Here is a 17,183-nt window from a genome sequence, read left to right on the forward strand (position 1 = left end):
GGCCATGTCAGAAGAAGACCTTCGCGAGACCGAGGGCTCCCTGGCGCCAGGGATCCGTGCTGGTCCGGCCGCCGTCCCGGCTCGCGGCCGGCGGGGCGGCGGCAGCGCGCTGCCCGCGCCACCAGTCGTACGTACGCAGGATGGCTTCCCGGTTGGACTGGCGGGGCCGGAAGCCGAGCCGTTCCTGCGCCTTGTCGACGCTGACGTAGGAGTCGTCGAGCAGTTTGTACAGCAGCCGCCCGTACACCGGGGAGATCCCGGTCCGCTCCAGCGCCCGCAGCACGGCGACGGCGGGGCGGCCCGGGACGGACTTGACCGACTTGCCGTGTCCCGCCGCGTCCAGCACCGCCTGGAAGTCCTCGCGCAGGGTGGCGAACTCGACGGCGCCGATGTTGTACGTGTCGTGCGCGACCTCGTCCGGAGCGCGCAGCACGGTGACCACCGCGTCCACGAGGTCGTCCAGGGCGAGCATCTGGATGCGCACGTCACCCCGTCCGAGCACCGGGAAGTTCCGGCCTTCCTCGGCCCACTGGAAGAGCATGTCGAACAGACCCATGCGGCCCGGTCCGACGAAGGTCTTGGGCCGCAGCACGGGCAGGCACATCCCCATGGCGCGGTACCGCTCGGCGACCTTCTCCGCCTCCGCCTTGGCCGAGCTGTAGGTGTCCACCGGCTCGTGCGGATGGTCCTCCGGCGTCGGCACCAGTTTGGGCAGCCCGTACACGGCGGTCGAGGAGATGTGCACGACCCTCGGCGTCCGTACGGTTCTGGCCGCCTCCAGCACGGTGGTGGTGCCCTCGACGACGATGGACCGGATGTCGGCGGCGGGGTAGCTGGGCAGCGCCGAGGCGCAGTGCACCAGGGCCCCGGCACCGTCGAGCGCCCTCCTGACGGCGTCCGGGTCCCGGATGTCACCGGTGGAGGAGGTCAGGCCGGAAGCGGCCGGCACCGGTCTGAGGTCGAACGCGTGGACCTCCCGCCCCTCCTTCAGCAGCCGCTCCACCAGATGCGCGCCGAGCACACCGGCCGCGCCGGTGACCGTGACGCGCGCGGGCAGTGCGGACAGGGCGTCCGTCTCGTTCCCCGGGTTCACCACAGCGAGCTCACCCGCTCCTTCATGAAGCGCGCCAGCAGCCGGTTCATGCCCTCGGAGAGGGTGGCGTCCAGGGCTTCGAGGAAGCGTTCGACCTCGTCCGGGCCCGCCACCAGGGGCGGGCTCACGATCAGCGGGCTGCGGCCGTTGAGCGTGTAGTAGGAGTACACGTCGTGCTTGCGGTACAGGGTGTCGATCACCGCCGCAGTGATGATCTTCGTCCGGATCAGGGGGTCCTTGGCGAGACCGCCGGCCGGCAGCTTGCCCACCAGGTCGAGGATCTTGGGACCGCCGGACAGGAACACCCCGAAGAGCGCTCCCGATCCGCGCACGTCGGCGATCAGGTCCGGGTAGGTCTTCCGGATGCGTTCCAGCCCCGGCCGCAGGACGTCCTCGATGGCGCGGGCCCGCGCCGGGTAGTCGTCCTCCACCGCCACCGAGACGGCCTCGATCGCGGTCGCGGTCTCCTCGCCGAAGCCGTAGTACGTCGTGCTCGTACTCTGCATCATGGCGTCCGTCATGTTGTCGTACACCTTGCTGAAGACGGGGTCCCGTGCGACGAAGGCGGAGATGGAGGACTTGCCGCCGCCGAACGACTTCGAGGTCGTCACGACGTCCGGCACCAGGCCCTCGTAGCGCATGAAGTGGAACATGCTGCCGGTCTTGCCCCAGCCGGTGTAGATCTCGTCGAAGATCAGCACGATGTCCTCGGCCGTGCACAGTTCACGCAGGCCGCGCAGGAACTCCTCGGAGCACCAGCGCACCGTGGAGGCGCTGAACGGCTCGATGAGGAGCGCGTACACGTCGCTGCGGCCGTTCGCGTCGCGGGCCTCGGCCAGCGCCCGGCGGACCGAGTCGAGGTCGTCGTAGGCGAAGGTGCCGATGCCGGGGATGGTCGGGAAGTCGAAGTGGTTCTGCGTGCTGCCGGTGAGTCCTCCTGAGCCGAGCAGCTTGCCGTGGAAGCTGATGTCGGCCCGCAGGATCCGCTTCCGCTTGCCGCCGTGGTACTTGTACGCGAGCTTGACGGCCCCTTCCACCGCCTCCGCACCGGAGTTCGGCAGGAAGGAACGGTTGAGGTCGCCCGGCAGGACGGCGGCCAGGTTGTGGCCGAGAGCGGCCAGATAGGGCGAGAAGTAGGTCTTGTGCACCTCCATCCGCTGCTGTTCCTGGAACCGCTTGCGGGCCGCCACGATCCGCGGGTGGTTGTGCCCGTGGTTCAGTACGCCCACGCCACCCGTGAAGTCGAGGATCCTGCGTCCGTCGCGGGTGTGGACGTAGGCGCCTTCCGCGTGGTCGACGAGCTCCTGGCCGAAGCCGAAGGAGGTCATCAGCCTGACCTGGCTCTTGTTGATGTAGGTGCGGTAGAGATCGTGCACTTCGTCGACGTCGAGCTTCTCGGCCTCGTCGAGAGTGATGAGCTGTGCCATTGGGCCTCTCCCATGCAACGTTCATCGTGAGACATCGTTGTCTGTCGGCGCTCACAAACGTCGCACGGGAGAGGACCCTGGCACGAGGTGTCACCGGCGTCCTGTGGCGGTACGGCTACTTGTGGACAGCGATCTCCTCGTCGGCCGGGACGCCGCCCGGGCCGCCGTCCGTGCAGCCGTCCACAGCCTGGCGGCCGATGAGGACACCGGCCTGGAAGCGGCTGGTGGCGCCGAGCTCCGTCATCAGCGCGGAGATGTACCGACGGCAGGTACGGGCGGCCATCCCGAGCCGTCGCGCGATGACTTCGTCCTTGAGGCCCATGGCCATCAGCCGCAGGATGGACGACCGCAGCTCGGCGCTCACCTGCTGCTGGTCGGCGGGTTCCGTGCTGGTGAAGGGCCGGCCCACCTGCCAGGCCGTCTCGAAGGAGCGGCAGAGATAGGCCACCAGGGTCGGATCGGTGACGACGGCCGCGCCCGGAGGCGCGGATCCCTTCCTCTCCTTGGGCACGAAGGCGGTGTGGCGGTCGTAGACGATGAGCCGTTCGGAGAGTTCCGCCGAGGTGCGTACCTCGGCACCCGCTTCGCAGATCTGCGCGACATAGCTGCGGGTGGTGAGGCTCGAACGTGCGGTGTGCTGATAGAGCGTGCGGACCCGGACACCTCGCCGCAACAATTCCTGCGTCTGCACCAGATCCTGCTGAAGAAGTGGTGCCGACCTGCCTCCCCCGGGCTGAAGACTCATGCGTTCTTTGACGCAGCGGTGCCGGGCCAGGTCGATCTCGCGGCGTACCTCGGCGGCATTATCGAGGACGCGTATCGACACATCTGCGCCATGGTGGCGCTCGACTGAGCGATATAATGTTGACAGCGTGTTCAACTGACGGTGAATTCCGGCTATCTGTCTTCGTTGACGGGCGACCGACATCTCCAGCGGTGCAATCAGTTCGACCTCGACGACCTCCGGGTCGAGGGGAACGGCGGCGCCTCCGCTGCCCGGGCTCAACAGGCGCAAATCCTGCAGCGCTTCGCGGACTTCGGCGATCCGCGCCCGGTCCTCGCCGAGTTCGGCGGCGATCTCCTCGTCGATGAAGACACCGGTTCGCAGCGCTGATCTGTAGGCGTCAACCGCGAGTTCGTCCAACAGTGGCTGACTCTCCACGCGCCCCCCTTCGCTCGACGTCCGGCGCTTTCCACTTGTGGCCGCGCCATCATAGGACACCCAATGAGGCAGGGGCGGAACGGCTTTGACTGGCAAGCTCGGCATGTCCGGTGAACGGGCGCCACGAGTTGTCGAATGAATCGAATCGAAGGAGAAACAATGGCGAACAATCGCCGGTTTGAAAGCCGTTTCCTGGTAGCGACCCTCCTCCTGGCCGGAATTGCCGGTTCCGCGAGCCTCGCGGATTTCACGGGTTCCGCTGTCTCCGCGGGACCGGAATCCACCGTGGTCACGAGCGCCGATGACAAATGGGACTCCGTGCCCCACACCCCCGGCGAGGGGCCGGCCTCGTACGTTGCCGTCCAGCTGTAGGGAGGCCGCGTCCGGGGCGCGCGGGGGGCCTCCTCAGCGGGGGCCGCTTTTCAGCCGTTCCCCGGACGCGCGTGAGGCCAGCGCGATCCGGGCGATCCACAGGAGGGTCGACGCGCCTCCCGCGCGGAGGTTGTCGAAGACCAGCCACAACAGGAATCCCCGGGAGGAGCGCGGGTTCACCCGCACCCTGCCCACGTGGAAGCGGTCCGGGTCGCCGGCCGTCAACGGGGTCGGGGCCGAGCCCGGTGCCTCTTCGTCGTGCACCGTGAAGCCGGGGAGTGAGGCCAGGAGCTCCATGAGCCCCGGCCGGTCCACCGGGTCATCGGTCTCCACGAAGAGCGTCGCCCCGTGGCCGCTGACGACCGGCACGCGAACGCAGGTCACCGCCACGTCCGCGTCCGGCATCCCCAGGACGCGCTGCGTCTCCTGGACGAGGCGCTCCTCCTGACGGCTGGCCCCGTTCTCCAGGAGCCGGTCCGCGGCCGGCAGGACGTTGAACGCCAGGGCGGGGCGGAAGCGGTCGGCGGGCAGCTCCGACCCCGGGTCACACAGCGTCAGTTCGCTCCCCTCCAGCAGTTCCTCCACCCCTTGGTGGCCCAGACCGGAGGCGGACTCGTACGTACTCATCACCACCTGGCGCACACCCCGCCACCCCTCCACCGCGTGCAACAGGACCGTCAGCGGCACGGTCATGCCGCTGGGCACGGCGACGACCTCCGCAGGACTCTCCGCCAGCAGGCAGTCGTTGACCGAGGGGACGACCAGAGGGATCTCCGGGTTCGAGCTGAAGGCGCCGGAGGCGTCGACGACCAGCGCGCCCTCCGCCATCGCCACCGGCACCCAGCGGCGGCTCACCGCCTCGCCCGCGCAGAACAGGACGAGATCGGCACCCGCGAAGTCGAAGTCCTCCAGGTCGTGCACCGTCTCCGTACGCCCCCCGACGGGGATCTCCCGGCCCGCCGACCGCGCCGAGGCCACGAGCCGTATCTCCCGGTACCGCATGCGGTGTTCCCCGATCATCTCCAGGACGGTGACTCCGAGCGCACCGGTCGCGCCGACCAGGACGACACAGGGGTCCGCGGGCCGCTGGGCACGTACCATCAGGTACTCCGATCTGACGAGGGCCGAGCTCAGGCACCGGCGTTCCGTGGACCGGTCCGGCCGGTGGCACATCGTCTCCGTACCGGGAGGCGCGGAGAGCTCGCACGGCAGGAACGACGTAGCCGGTTCCCCGCGCGCGATCCCCATGAAAACCCCGAATTCGCCCCTACGGCACCGGTCGGTGCTGTCAGGAAGCGGTCAGGCCGGAGCATGCCATCACCGGACCGGGCGCCCGCGGGACGGGCGGCTCAGTCGAAGGCGCCGGGCGGCGGGGCCGGGGACGGGGCGGCGTCCGCGTCGGTGACGACGGCGGCGCCACCGGTGAAGTCGGCGAGCGCGCGGCCGTGTTCGACGCGCCCGGGGTGCGGGTCGCTCGCGACCCGCCGGGTCAGCTCCGCGACCGCGATCGGCAGGTCCGAGGCGACCAGGATCGCGTTGCCGAAGCGGCGGCCGCGCCAGACGGTCGGATCGGCGGCCAGCGCCAGCTCGGGGAAGAGCGAGGCGGCCGTGGCGATCTGACCGCGCAGGTGCGCCAGCGGCGGACCGTCGGCGAGGTTGGCGGCGTACTGGCCACCGGGCCTCAGCACCCGGCGCACCTCGGCGAGGAATTCGGCGGAGGTGAGGTGCGCGGGGGTGCGGGCGCCGCTGAAGACGTCGGCGATGACGAGGTCCGCCCAGCCGTCCTGGACCTTCCCGAGCCCGGCGCGGGCGTCCGCCGAGCGGACCCGGATCCGGGCCTGCGGGTCGAGGGGCAGTTCCCTGCGGACGAGTTGGACGAGGGGGGCGTCGATCTCGACGACCTGCTGGGTGGAGCGGGGGCGGCCCGCCGCGATGTACCGGGCGAGCGTGAGGGCCCCGCCGCCGAGGTGGACGACCTGGAGGGGCCGGCCGGGGGGCGCGGCGAGGTCGATGACGTGGCCGAGCCTGCGCTGGTACTCGAACGAGAGGTACGAGGGATCGTCGAGGTCCACGTGGGACTGCGGCGCGCCGTCCAGCAGCAGGGTCCAGGCGTGCGGGCGTTCGCGGTCGGGCACGAGCTCCGCGACCCCGCCGTCGACCGTCGCCGAGACGGGCTCCGGCCGGCGCTCGGACCGCTTCCGGTCGCTCGCGCCCCGGGCCGCTCCTCGACGTGCCACGCGCTGGTCCTCACTCACCGGTCGGGGCCGGCCACCTGCGGGAACCGGCGACGGCGGCAACTCCGCCCACCCGGCCATTATGGCCTCAGCGGCAGTTGTCGGCCGCCTCGATGAGCCGGGCCGCCTGGTCGAGGGCCGCCCGGAGCACGGCCGGGTCGGTGACCGGGGTCTCCGCGACGGGCGGCAGGAGCCAGCCGCCGCCGACGGCGGGCGGCTCGGCGGGGATGCGCAGCCCGCGGCCGTCCGTCCGCGTACAGGCGCTGCCGGGCACGTCCCACCCCTCGGCCGTACCGGACGGGACCAGGAAGCCGAGGACGGCGCAGGCCCCGTCGTGCAGGACAGGGCCGACGGGGTCGTTCTCCGATCCCCTGCGCAGGATGTCGACGGCCTCCAGGCCCTGACGCGCCGGGACGGTCACCAGATCGCACGGTGTGGTCTCCGGACCCATGTGAGGCAAGGGAACCCCTCTTCTCGTCTCGACGAGACAGGACCACGCCCCGTCTCCGCATGGACCAACGCGCCGACGGCGTCAAGGGCTACGGCGGCACGCCGCCGCAAAGGGTGGCAGTTCATGGCGGATCACGGGCGAGATGTCCGGTTTATAGGTAAACGCTGCGTGTGCGTCCCGTCACAGCAGGTACGTTCTTGCTCCGCCGGGACACCGGAAGCAGGAGCTCGGCTGCACCAGAGAGGGCCCCGCCATGGTGTCGACACGGGCAGTTCCCAACCTCGCCTTCCGGCGGCTGCGCGGACAGCGCTCCGCCGGGGAGTTCGCGGCCGCGGTCCGCCGGGCCGCCCGCGAGATCGGTGAACAGGTCGCGTGCGACGCCCGGTACATCGGGCGCGTGGAGGCCGGCGAGATCCGGTGTCCCAACTACGCGTACGAACGGGTGTTCCTGCACATGTTCCCCGGGGCGAGCCTCGAGGACCTGGGCTTCTCGGCCCGCGAGAGCGTGCGCGGCCGGGGGGCCCGCACGGCACCCGGGCCCACTTCCACCACACCCCCCGCGCTCGACAGCGACATCCACGAGGAGAGCGACGTGCTGCGTCGCGTGTTCATGACCAGCGGCACCACCACGGTGGCAGCCGCGTCCCTGGGTCCGGCCGGCCGGCCGGCCGCCGCGGGCCCGCTCGCCGTCCCCGCGCAACGCCGGGTCGGCGAGGCCGAGGTGAGCGCCGTCGAGAAGGCGGTGCGCCGGATCCGGCTGCTGGACGACCGGCACGGCGCGGACGGCCTCTACCGGCAGGCCTCCCAGCCGCTCCGGGCGGCGTACGCCCTGCTCGACGCCGGGACCACGACCCGGCGCAGCACGGCCGACCGGCTGCACGCCGGCGCCGGTGAGCTGGCGATCTCGGTCGGCTGGCTGGCCCACGACTCGGGGCGCCTCGACGACGCGCGCTCCCACTACGCGGAGGCGCTGGCGACGGCCCGGCTGGCCGGGGACGCCGCCCTGGAGGCGCACGCCTTCTGCAACGCGTCGTTCCTGGCGCGCGACATGGGACGGGCCCGCGAGGCGGTCCGCGCGGCGGAGGCCGGACAGCGGGCGGCCCGTCCGCTCGGCTCACCGCGGCTCCTGTCGCTGCTGGCGCTCCGGGAGGCCGGCGCCAGGGCGTGGCTCGGGGACCGTACGGGGTGCGAGCAGGCGATCGGGCGGGCGCAGACGGCGTTCGGGCGGGGGCCGAGCGAGGCGGACCCGGAGTGGATGAGCTTCTTCCGGGAGGCGGAGCTGGAGCTGCTGGAGGCGCAGTGCTGGTCGGCGCTGGGCGACTGGCCGCGGGCGGCGCGGCACGCCCGGCGGGCGACCCGGCTCCAGGACCCGCACTTCACCCGGAACCTCGCGCTGTACCGCGCGCAGCTCGCCGGCGACCTGGCGCGGGCGGGCACGGCCGACGAGGCGTCGGCGGCGGGCCACGAGGTGCTGGACCTGCTGGACCGGGTGCAGTCCTCGCGGATCCGGGGCATGCTCTCGAGCGCCGTCCGGGTGCTCCGGCCGCAGGGCGGTCCGGAGGTGACGGCGCTGCTGGCCCGCTACGAGGAGCTCCCGCCGGCCGGCTGACGGACCGCGCGAGGCCCGTGCGCCGGAGGAGCCTGCCCAGCCCCTCCGGCCGGGTGCCCTACCGGTCCAGGTGGCCCGTGTCGTTCCAGCGTTCCAGCGCCGGGAGGCCGTACGCCCAGCCCAGCACCGACAGCGAGGTCGGCTCCAGCCGGATGCGCGCGGCGAAGGAGACGTCCTCGCCCAGCCACCGCGCCCCGATCGCCCGCAGGATGTGCCCGTGGGCGAAGACCAGGACGTCGCGCTCGGCCGACCGCGCCCACGCGACGACCTCGTCCGCCCGTGCCGTGAGCCCGGCCAGGGTCTCGCCCCCGGGGACCCCGTCGCGCCAGATGAGCCAGTCCGGCCGGTCCGCCTTGATCTCCGCCGGGGTCAGGCCCTCGTAGTCCCCGTAGTCCCACTCCATCAGCGCGTCCCACGGCTGGGCCCGGTCGCCGAAGCCGGCGATCTCGCAGGTCTCGGCGGCCCGGACGAGCGGGCTGGTCCGCACCTCCACGCCGGGCAGGCCGCCCCAGGGCTGCCGGTGCAGCCGTTCGCCGAGCAGCTTGGCGCCGTCGCGGCCGGTGTCGAGGAGGGGGATGTCGGTCCTGCCGGTGTGATTGCCCTGGACGGACCACTGTGTCTGTCCGTGCCGGGCGAGCAGGATTCGCGGTGCCATGACGGCTCTCCCTGAAAATACTGAGATCCGATGATCCGGGGACCCTAGGATCTGGTGGGTCCGGGACAGCGGTGTCCGGGACGGCGACGGGGTGGCGGACGCGGGCGACCGGCTGGGGACCGGTGCGGGCGGATACCCCGGTCCCATCATCTCGCACCTGGTCCACGGGCAACCCGCGGGGCGGTGCCCGCGTCCCTTCCAGCGCATGACCAGGGCCGCTCCGCCGGAGACGTGGACCCGAGAGAAATCAGGGCATACGACCGCCGTACGGTTGAACGCCCGCCGTCGACCGCATGAACTTGGGGAGAGCCACCGGATGCCGCACGCCATCGCCGTGACACCGTCCTCCGGTCACCGGCCACGCTGGTGGACGGAGCTCCCGCTGATCGCGGTGGTGTACGGGCTCTACTCCACGGGCCGGCTGCTGGTCCGGGAGGACATACCCGCGGCCGTCGAGCACGGCCTCGCGATACTCCGCCTGGAGAAGGCGCTGCACATCAACGCCGAGCACCCGCTCAACCGGCTGCTGACGGACCACCCCACGCTCGGGATACCCGCCGACTTCGCGTACGCGTCCCTGCACTACCTGGTCACCCCGGCGGTCCTGGTCTGGATCTTCCGGCGCCGCGCCGCCGCCTTCCGGGCGGCCCGCACGTGGCTGATGACCTCCACACTCCTCGGGCTGATCGGCTTCACGCTGATGCCGACCTGTCCGCCCCGGCTCCTCGACGCCCACCACGGATTCGTCGACACGATGGCGCAGTACAGCGCGTACGGCTGGTGGGGCGCCGGCGCGAGTGCCCCGCGCGGACTCAGCGGGATGACCAACCAGTACGCGGCGATGCCGAGCCTCCACGTCGGCTGGGCGGTGTGGTGCGGGGTCCTGCTGTGGCGCCACGGCCGCCACCCGCTCGTCCGGGCCGCGGGCGTCGCCTATCCGCTGATCATCGTGCTCGTCGTCATGGGCACGGCGAACCACTATTTCCTCGACGCCGTGGCCGGGGCCGCCGTGATGGCCGTCGGCGCCCTGCTGACCAGGCCGGTCATGCGGATCGCGGACCGGGTCAAGGACCGGGTGAGGGCCGTGTTCGCACAGGCGCCCGCATCCCTCACCCCCGCGGAATCCACGATTGTCAGTGACGGATGCAAGACTTCCGCGGGTGAGCGAATACCCGGCCAGCGGACCGCCTCCGCAGATTCCAGCGACGCGCGCACCCGCTCCGCGGCCGAAGCCGACGACGACGCTCCGGCAGCGGCTCGCTGAGCTGCGCGGCCCGTCCGTCGCGCCGCATCCGCTCGACGCACGCGCGCTGGCGGCGCTCGCCGCCAACCCGGGATGCAAGCGGCGCGCCCTGCTCGACGGCGCGGGCGTCGACAAGGCCGTGCTGGCCACCGCGCTGGGCTCCCCCGCGGCCTTCGGCCAGTCCCAGTTCGCGTTCGTCCGGGGCAACGCCTTCGAGGCCAAGGTCAAGGCCGACGGCGGTACGGAGCTGCTCCGCCTCCTGTTCGAACAGCTCGGCGGCGGCGCCGAGCCACCGGCCGCGGCCGTGGTCCCCGATCTGACGGCCGCCGGCCCCGAGGGCCGCGCCGCGCGTACGGCGCTGGCCCTGCGCGAGGCCACGGCGGCGGGCGGCTGGGCGCTGCTCGACCACCCGATGCTGGCGCTGGAGGTCGCGGGCTCCCCCGCCTACCTGGAGCCGGACGCCGTGGTGGTGCACCCGGACGGCACCTGGACGGTCGTCGAGATCAAGTCCTTCCCCATGATCGACAGCTCCGCGGACGCCGCGAAGGTCGGCGCCGCGGCCCGCCAGTCCGCCGTCTACGTCCTGGCGCTGGAGCGGATCGCCGCGGTGACCGAGGGGGCCGAGGTCGGCCACCGGATCCTGCTGGTCTGCCCGAAGGACTTCTCCAACCTGCCGACCGCCTCCGTCGTGGACGTCCGCAAGCAGCGCGCCGTCACCAGCCGCCAGCTGACCAGGCTGACCCGTGTCGAGGACATCGCGGCGGCCCTGCCCGAGGGCACCACCTTCGACCCGGGCTGCTCCCCCGAGGAGCTCGGCAGCGCCGTCGAGGCGGTCCCCGCCGCGTACGCCCCCGAGTGCCTGGCCGCGTGCGAGCTGGCCTTCCACTGCCGGGCGAAGGCCCGCGCCGAGGGCGCGGTGGAGTCGCTGGGCCGGAGCGTGCGGGGCGAGCTCGGAGGCCTGACGACGGTCGCCGGGGTGCTGGCCGCCGCGGCCGGCAAGGAGGGCGACCCCGCGGACCCGACGGTCGCGGCCCTGCGCAGGGCCGCCGCCCTGCGGGCCGAGGCCCTGGCCGGCGTGGACGGCGGCGTCCCGTGTCACTGATCACCACCCTCGCCCGGCTGGAGGCGGTCGACAGCGGGCGGGCCCAGCCGCTGGCCACCGTGCGCCACCGCCATCTGACGGGCCGGCCGCTCGTGCTCGTACCGCTGACGACGGCCGGTGAGGCGGGCGCCCCGCTCGGCGCGCTCGTGGGCACGGACCGCGCGGCGCCCCGCCTCCTGGCGGTGCCCCAGCCGCGCGACCGCGATCTGCGGTTCGCCTTCCTCGCCGAGCTGGCCGAGGCGGTGCTGCCGCACATCGAGGAGTACGCCGACGTCGTCGAGCCCGCCGAGCGTGGCGAGGTCGATCCCGCGACCGGCAAGAAGGTCAAGGTCGAGGTCGAGCTGTGCGCGGACGCGGCGCAGCTGATCGTGCCCAGCAGGGCCGGCATCGACTTCGTACGGCTGCTCGGGCGGTCCATGCGCTTCCGGCGCACGGCGGAGGACGACCCGGACACCCCCTACCCGGCTCCCGCCCGCGTGCCACTGCTCGGCCGCTGGCTGACGCACTACGGGGAGCGGGCCAGGGTGCCCGGTTCCTCGCTGCTGCTGGCCGCGACCGACCTGCTGAACCGCCACTGGGCGACGGGGCAGAGCAGCCTGGAGGACCAGCACCTCGGGGCGCTGCTCGCCTGGGTCGACCCGCCGGGCGGCGAATCGGGTGCGGCGGCGGCGCTCCGGGCGGAGCTGGAGCGGGACGCCGCGGGCCAGCTGGTCTGCCCGCCCGCCGGCCCGGCGACGGACCCGGCCTTCGACAACAGGCTGCTGGCGCCCGCGATCGAGCGGTACGACCGGGCGCGCACGGCGCACGCCGCCGCGGAGGACGGCCTCGACGCCGACACCCGGCTCGGTGAGCTGACGGCTGCCGAGCGGGCGATCAGATCGCTGCTGGCCGGGGTGCTGCTGCCCACCTGGGACGCGGTGTGGCGCGGGCTCGACCTCCTGGAGGAGCTGCCGGAGGGGTCCCGGGCCGAGGACCGGTGGACGAGGGACCGGTGGTCGTTCACGGCGCACCGGGACCGGGTGCGGGCGGGCGAGCCGCCGCAGCCGCGCCGGGACGACGCGGTGACGGCGGCGCAGAAGCTGGCCTCGCGGGAGACGGCCCAGGCACAGCTGGACGCCCAGGAGGCGCTCGACGACCCGCTGGTGCTGGCGGGGCGCAGGCTCGCGGGCGAGGCGTTCCTCGGGGAGGTGACGGAGGTGGAGATGGCGTACAGCGAGTCGAAGCGGCCCTCCCCGCGCCCCCTGGTCACGGTGCGGACCGGTGAGCGGCCGCACCTCGGCGAGCGGACCAAGGTCTACCGCTCGCTGGACGGGAAGCCGCAGACGGCGGAGTTCGTCCGGTACGCGGTGCCGGACGGCGCGGACACCGAGGGAGGCGGGGACACCGAGGACGGCGGTCCCGTCCACCTGGTCCTGCGGATCACGGACCGGATGGGCCGGAGCAAGGAGCCGGCGCCCGGTTCGGTGCCCGAGCCGGGCGACCGCATCGCCTGGACCCTGTTCGAGCACGACCAGCGCGGCGGTCCGAAGCTGCCCGACCCGGAGGACACGCCGTGGACCCACGGCGGCCCGCCGGGCGCCGGCGGCGTACCTGCCGAACGGCCCGACCCCGTGACCGCGGAGGACCTCCTGTGACATCCGTTCTCGACCCCGGCGCCGCGGCGACGCGGGCGACCGACGCGATCCTCGCCGACACCCTGCACGGGACGGCGCGCGGCATCGTGGTGGACTCGCCGCCGGGCGCGGGGAAGTCGACGCTGGTGGTGCGGGCCGCTCTGGAGCTGGCCGCGGCGGGCCGCCCGCTGATGGTGGTGGCGCAGACGAACGCGCAGGTGGACGACCTGGTGGTGCGGCTGTCCGAGAAGGCCCCCGAGCTGCCGGTGGGGCGTCTGCACAGCAGCGACTCCGATCCGTACGACAAGGTCCTGGACGGTCTGGACAACGTGCGGAAGTCGGCGAAGGCGGCGGATCTGGCGGGCCTGGACATCGTCATCTCCACGGCCGCCAAGTGGGCCCACGTGAAGAACGTCGAGCCGTGGGGGCACGCGATCGTCGACGAGGCCTACCAGATGCGGTCGGACGCCCTGCTGGCCGTGGCCGGCCTGTTCGAGCGGGCGCTGTTCGTCGGGGATCCGGGTCAGCTGGACCCCTTCTCGATCGTGGGCGCCGACCAGTGGGCGGGCCTCTCGTACGACCCCTCGGCGAGCGCCGTCTCGACCCTGCTCGCGCACAATCCGGAGCTGCCGCAGCACCGGCTGCCGGTGTCGTGGCGGCTTCCGGCGTCTGCGGCGCCGCTGGTCTCGGCCGCGTTCTACCCGTACACCCCGTTCCGCAGCGGTACGGACCACGGCGACCGGCGGCTGTCGTTCGGTGTGCCCTCGGACGGTTCGGGCCCCGACCGGGTGCTGGACGAGGCGGCGGAGTCCGGCTGGGGGCTGCTGGAGCTTCCGGCCCGGCACACCCCGCGCACGGACCCCGAGGCGGTCCGGGCCGTCGCCCAGGTGGTCCGGAGGCTGCTGGACCGGGGCGGCGCCGCGACGAGCGAGCGGGCCCCGGGCCCGGTGCCGGTGACGGCGGACCGGGTCGCGGTCGGCACGGCCCACCGCGACCAGGCCGCCGCGGTGCGGGCGGCGCTCGCGGAGCTCGGGGTGACGGGCGTGGCGGTGGACACGGCGAACCGGCTCCAGGGCCGCGAGTTCGACGTGACCGTGGTGCTGCACCCCCTGTCGGGCCGGCCGGACGCCACCGCGTTCCACCTGGAGACGGGCCGGCTGTGCGTGCTGGCCTCGCGCCACCGGCACGCGTGCGTCGTCGTGTGCCGGGAGGGGGTCGCCGACCTGCTGGACGAGCACCCGTCGACGGAGCCGGTCCAGCTGGGCGTGACGGTGAAGTTCCCCGACGGCTGGGAGGCGAATCACGCGGTCCTGGCCCACCTCTCCGAGCACCGCGTGCATTGGACGCCCTGATCCTGGGAAGCGCTCTTGCGCCGGGCTGGACAATGGAAGGTGGCCGTCCGGCCGTACGAGGGAGGAACACCACATGGCACAGTCCGAGCGGAACGAGCGGCAGAGGCTGCGTCCGGCGCCGCTGCTCTTCGAGCCGTCGGAGGCGGCGGCGGATCCGGAGCACTTCTTCGACCTGGAGTCGATGGAGGACCCGAAGGAGCTGCTCGCCCGCGCGACGGAGCTGACGCTCGCCTTCCGGGCGGCGACCGACCGGGCCGTGGAGTTCCAGGCCGTGGCCGCCGCCCAGCTCGCCGACCCGCGCCGGTTCGACCGGCTCACGGCCGCGGACATAGCCGCCCGGGCGGAGTGGACCGAGGACTACGCCAAGAAGATGATCGAGTTCGGCCGGTCCCTGCTGAACGACCCCGCGCCCTGACCACCGCTCGCGGCGACCGGGTCCCGGCAGCGCACCCGCTCGTCACTGCGGGTACACCTCTGGCATATGCCGTCGGGCAAGATACCCCGTCGCCCCACGTCCTGTCCGGCTTTCGGTAACTCTGGGAGACAGGAGCGTCACGGCCGGTAGACATGACCCATGAGCGCATGGCTGAACGACGGAACGACTCTGCGGACCGATGCCGGCCCGCACCACGGCGTCGACATCTTCGCCCTGCTCCGGGACCGCTCCGACCACCGGGCCGACGACAGGGCCGCGCAGGTCACGGCGTCCGGGGCCGCCTGGCTGGCGGGGGCTTCGTCCTACCCGCGCAGCACGCTCTCGCAGTGGGAGGCCCGCCCCTCCGCCCCCGGTGTGCTGCCCTGCGGCTCCTCCTTCGACGTCGTGAACGTGCCGGCGCTGTTCGGCAGGCGCATGCTGGAGCGGCTCTGGGCGGAGGGGCCGGGCTCGGGCCCGGTCGCCACGCACCGCGGCCGGATGCTGCTGTTCGCCTCCCCGGGCACGGCCCAGCGCCTTCCGTCCCTGCTGGCCTGGGAGGAGTGGGGCACGGGCTCCGCCGACGGTGCGCGCGGGCACGAGGGCGCCCTGCCCCCGGTGCTCTGCCACGGCACGGGGGACGCGGTCACCGTCCCGGCCCTGACCGGCGGCGCGGGCTCCGGCGGGCCGCGCTGGGTGGTCGCCCCGGACACCCGCAACCCCTGGCTGCCGGGCCCGGACGTGCTGCTGTGGGCCTGTGTACGGGTGGGCAGGTCGGCGGCCCCGTCGACCACCGGGAATTCGATTTTTCCTCCCGCCGATCCGGGTGCTAATGTCTACGACGTCACCAGGCGCCGTTAGCTCAGTTGGTTAGAGCAGCTGACTCTTAATCAGCGGGTCCGGGGTTCGAGTCCCTGACGGCGCACCGACGGAAGAAGCCCCCTCGCGGAAGCGAGGGGGCTTCTTCGTGCGCCGGTCCCGGTTTCAGGTGCCGGTGGTGACCCGGACGGTCCAGGCCCCCGACGGGGTCCGGTCGGCGACGTCGATACGGATGCGCTCGCCCGGCACGGTGAAGCGCTCGCCCTCCCGGAGCGGGGCGTCCGCGAGGGGCGGGTAGACGGAGCGGTCCCAGCAGGCGTCGGAGGCGGGGTGGGTGTCCAGCACCTCGACCGGGCCACCGCCGGACGGTGTCGCGTTGCGGACGCGGTAGACGAGCACACCCTCGGTGCAGGTCGTCCGGTCGTTGCCGGTGGCGCTGCGGGCCTCGATGGCCAGCGCGCTGTCGGCTCCGGTCCGCACGACCGCGAGCCGGGTCCCGACGGAGGCGCCCGGCACGGGCACCTCGGCCATGGGTTCCAGGGTGAGGTCCGCGGCCCCCTGCACACAGACGACCTCCTCGCCCTCCAGCCAGCCGAGCTTCCACTTGTGCCAGCCGAACAGGTCCGGGGAGAGGCCGAACTGGCTCCCCATGACGTCCCAGTCGCCGACGTAGGTGTCCCAGTCGCCCTTGCCGTCCTCCGGGCGGTGGTAGAGGTCCGCCAGGTCGAAGACGTGTCCGGTCTCGTGCGCGAGGACGTTCCGGTCCGGCGGGTGTTCCTCGAAGACGGTGACGACGCGCCTGATGTCCGTGCCGTCGGCGCGCAGCGGCCGGTCGAAGTTGACGACCTTGGTGGCGTCGGAGTCGACACCGGGCGCGTCCGGGTCGGCGACGAGGTAGACGATGTCGTACGCCGAGAAGTCGGTCCGCTCGTCGGCGGCCTCGATCGCGTCGCGCAGGTAGGCGCTGCGGCGCTCGGAGCTCCAGTCGCGCTGTATGCCGTACCAGGTGGAGGGGCGCGGCATCCGGGTCCACTGCCGCTGGGGGTGGGCGCGCAGGGTGAACTTCCCGTACGAGGCGCGCTGGAAGAAGCGGGTGGTCGAGGGGAAGTAGTCGGCGGCCAGCACGTCGGGGGACACGACGGGACCGGAGTCGGGGAAGGAGAGGAAGACCATGACCGCGTCGAGGCCGCGGCCGGGGCGCGGGTAGGCGTCGTTCCAGGTGTCGAGGCCCAGGGAGTGGTGCGCTCCCGTCCTGGGCAGGGCGCACGGTCCCGCGTCGCGCGTGGCCGCCACGGCGGGGCCGGCGACGAGCCCGGTGGCGGCGAGCGCCAGGAGGGAGGTGAGAGCAGCCGCCGCGCTGCGCAGGCTCGGCCTCTCCACTCCCCGGGATCCGTGCTGACGCGGCACATCTACCTCCGGGTGGCGAGTGCGGGACTTCCCCCTCACCCTGTGCCGGTTCGGTGGCGCACGCCCTGTTGTGCTGCCCCACACGGGTCAGCCCGAGTCCGCGACGATCAGCCTGCGTCGACCGACCCCCCTCACGGACAGTCACATTTGTTCACTCCGGAATCCGAAACCACCAGATCAGCGCAGAACTAATCATCTCTGGTCAAAACGCTTGAGGGTGCCCTGCGCGGGA

The 17,183-nt window shown here is 72.9% G+C and carries 16 protein-coding genes and 1 tRNA gene; 9 read left to right on the forward strand and 8 right to left on the reverse strand.

Translation table 11 applies throughout. From position 1 onward, the window contains the following. Positions 1-7: 7 nt before the first annotated feature. The 3 genes from OG488_RS13780 to OG488_RS13790 all read right to left on the reverse strand — a co-directional run bounded on the left by OG488_RS13780 (position 8) and on the right by OG488_RS13790 (position 3,682). Complete coding sequence (locus OG488_RS13780) at positions 8-1,096, reverse strand: NAD-dependent epimerase/dehydratase family protein (protein WP_329229171.1); 1,089 nt, start codon at positions 1,094-1,096, stop codon at positions 8-10. Then, complete coding sequence (locus OG488_RS13785; RefSeq protein WP_329229172.1) at positions 1,090-2,520, reverse strand: aspartate aminotransferase family protein; 1,431 nt, start codon at positions 2,518-2,520, stop codon at positions 1,090-1,092. Before OG488_RS13785 ends, OG488_RS13780 begins: the two co-directional genes overlap by 7 nt. 115 nt (positions 2,521-2,635) lie before the next feature. Further along, positions 2,636-3,682, reverse strand: a complete 1,047-nt coding sequence (locus OG488_RS13790) for a helix-turn-helix transcriptional regulator (RefSeq protein WP_329229174.1) — start codon at positions 3,680-3,682, stop codon at positions 2,636-2,638. Positions 3,683-3,841: 159 nt separating this feature from the next. Between OG488_RS13790 and OG488_RS13795 the strand changes: the two genes are divergently transcribed. Further along, positions 3,842-4,054, forward strand: coding sequence for a hypothetical protein (locus tag OG488_RS13795; protein WP_329229176.1), 213 nt, complete (start codon positions 3,842-3,844; stop codon positions 4,052-4,054). A 33-nt stretch (positions 4,055-4,087) separates the two neighbouring features. Here the strand turns inward: OG488_RS13795 and OG488_RS13800 are convergent, their stop codons facing one another. The 3 genes from OG488_RS13800 to OG488_RS13810 all read right to left on the reverse strand — a co-directional run bounded on the left by OG488_RS13800 (position 4,088) and on the right by OG488_RS13810 (position 6,739). Further along, positions 4,088-5,155 (reverse strand): aspartate-semialdehyde dehydrogenase, encoded by a 1,068-nt coding sequence (locus OG488_RS13800; protein WP_329229178.1) that lies wholly within the window; start codon positions 5,153-5,155, stop codon positions 4,088-4,090. Between the two features lie 248 nt (positions 5,156-5,403). Next, positions 5,404-6,291, reverse strand: a complete 888-nt coding sequence (locus OG488_RS13805; protein ID WP_329229180.1) for a spermidine synthase — start codon at positions 6,289-6,291, stop codon at positions 5,404-5,406. 85 nt (positions 6,292-6,376) lie between these two features. After that, positions 6,377-6,739: a hypothetical protein gene (locus OG488_RS13810; RefSeq protein ID WP_329229181.1), complete on the reverse strand. Its 363-nt coding sequence runs from the start codon at positions 6,737-6,739 to the stop codon at positions 6,377-6,379. 253 nt (positions 6,740-6,992) lie between these two features. On the opposite strand from OG488_RS13810, the gene OG488_RS13815 reads away from it, so the two are divergent. Next, positions 6,993-8,348, forward strand: coding sequence for a tetratricopeptide repeat protein (locus OG488_RS13815; protein ID WP_329229183.1), 1,356 nt, complete (start codon positions 6,993-6,995; stop codon positions 8,346-8,348). A 58-nt stretch (positions 8,349-8,406) separates the two neighbouring features. Here the strand turns inward: OG488_RS13815 and OG488_RS13820 are convergent, their stop codons facing one another. Then, the gene (locus OG488_RS13820) at positions 8,407-9,003 is read right to left on the reverse strand and encodes a histidine phosphatase family protein (protein WP_329229185.1); all 597 of its coding nucleotides are present in this window, start codon (positions 9,001-9,003) and stop codon (positions 8,407-8,409) included. A gap of 316 nt (positions 9,004-9,319) precedes the next feature. On the opposite strand from OG488_RS13820, the gene OG488_RS13825 reads away from it, so the two are divergent. From OG488_RS13825 to OG488_RS13855, 7 genes are all read left to right on the forward strand, one after another. Continuing rightward, positions 9,320-10,267: a phosphatase PAP2 family protein gene (locus tag OG488_RS13825; RefSeq protein ID WP_329229186.1), complete on the forward strand. Its 948-nt coding sequence runs from the start codon at positions 9,320-9,322 to the stop codon at positions 10,265-10,267. Continuing rightward, positions 10,164-11,348, forward strand: coding sequence for a hypothetical protein (locus OG488_RS13830; protein WP_329229188.1), 1,185 nt, complete (start codon positions 10,164-10,166; stop codon positions 11,346-11,348). The genes OG488_RS13825 and OG488_RS13830 overlap by 104 nt, the downstream gene beginning before the upstream one ends. Further along, complete coding sequence (locus OG488_RS13835) at positions 11,339-12,982, forward strand: hypothetical protein (protein WP_329229190.1); 1,644 nt, start codon at positions 11,339-11,341, stop codon at positions 12,980-12,982. Before OG488_RS13830 ends, OG488_RS13835 begins: the two co-directional genes overlap by 10 nt. After that, complete coding sequence (locus tag OG488_RS13840) at positions 12,979-14,313, forward strand: AAA domain-containing protein (protein WP_329229191.1); 1,335 nt, start codon at positions 12,979-12,981, stop codon at positions 14,311-14,313. Before OG488_RS13835 ends, OG488_RS13840 begins: the two co-directional genes overlap by 4 nt. Before the next feature lie 73 nt (positions 14,314-14,386). After that, a complete protein-coding gene (locus OG488_RS13845; protein WP_329229193.1) occupies positions 14,387-14,728 on the forward strand; it encodes a hypothetical protein in 342 nt (113 codons plus the stop codon). Positions 14,729-14,887: 159 nt separating this feature from the next. Beyond that, positions 14,888-15,586 carry a bifunctional DNA primase/polymerase gene (locus tag OG488_RS13850; RefSeq protein ID WP_329229195.1) on the forward strand — a complete coding sequence of 233 codons (699 nt, stop codon included), beginning with the start codon at positions 14,888-14,890 and terminating at the stop codon, positions 15,584-15,586. Continuing rightward, positions 15,577-15,650: transfer RNA gene (locus tag OG488_RS13855), tRNA-Lys, on the forward strand. The genes OG488_RS13850 and OG488_RS13855 overlap by 10 nt, the downstream gene beginning before the upstream one ends. Positions 15,651-15,709: 59 nt before the next feature. Here OG488_RS13855 and OG488_RS13860 read toward each other — a convergent pair. Beyond that, a complete protein-coding gene (locus OG488_RS13860) occupies positions 15,710-16,951 on the reverse strand; it encodes a M6 family metalloprotease domain-containing protein (protein WP_329229196.1) in 1,242 nt (413 codons plus the stop codon). Between the last annotated feature and the right edge of the window lie 232 nt (positions 16,952-17,183).

It is taken from the genome of Streptomyces sp. NBC_01460, from assembly GCF_036227405.1.
Lineage (GTDB): Bacteria > Actinomycetota > Actinomycetes > Streptomycetales > Streptomycetaceae > Streptomyces.

Coding starts and splice junctions, on each gene's coding strand:
- OG488_RS13800 (WP_329229178.1), bottom strand. CDS start 5,155: ATGGTACGTGCCCAGCGGCCCGCGGACCCCTGTGTCGTCCTGGTCGGC.
- OG488_RS13815 (WP_329229183.1), top strand. CDS start 6,993: ATGGTGTCGACACGGGCAGTTCCCAACCTCGCCTTCCGGCGGCTGCGC.
- OG488_RS13825 (WP_329229186.1), top strand. CDS start 9,320: ATGCCGCACGCCATCGCCGTGACACCGTCCTCCGGTCACCGGCCACGC.
- OG488_RS13845 (WP_329229193.1), top strand. CDS start 14,387: ATGGCACAGTCCGAGCGGAACGAGCGGCAGAGGCTGCGTCCGGCGCCG.
- OG488_RS13820 (WP_329229185.1), bottom strand. CDS start 9,003: ATGGCACCGCGAATCCTGCTCGCCCGGCACGGACAGACACAGTGGTCC.
- OG488_RS13810 (WP_329229181.1), bottom strand. CDS start 6,739: ATGGGTCCGGAGACCACACCGTGCGATCTGGTGACCGTCCCGGCGCGT.
- OG488_RS13850 (WP_329229195.1), top strand. CDS start 14,888: ATGAGCGCATGGCTGAACGACGGAACGACTCTGCGGACCGATGCCGGC.
- OG488_RS13785 (WP_329229172.1), bottom strand. CDS start 2,520: ATGGCACAGCTCATCACTCTCGACGAGGCCGAGAAGCTCGACGTCGAC.
- OG488_RS13795 (WP_329229176.1), top strand. CDS start 3,842: ATGGCGAACAATCGCCGGTTTGAAAGCCGTTTCCTGGTAGCGACCCTC.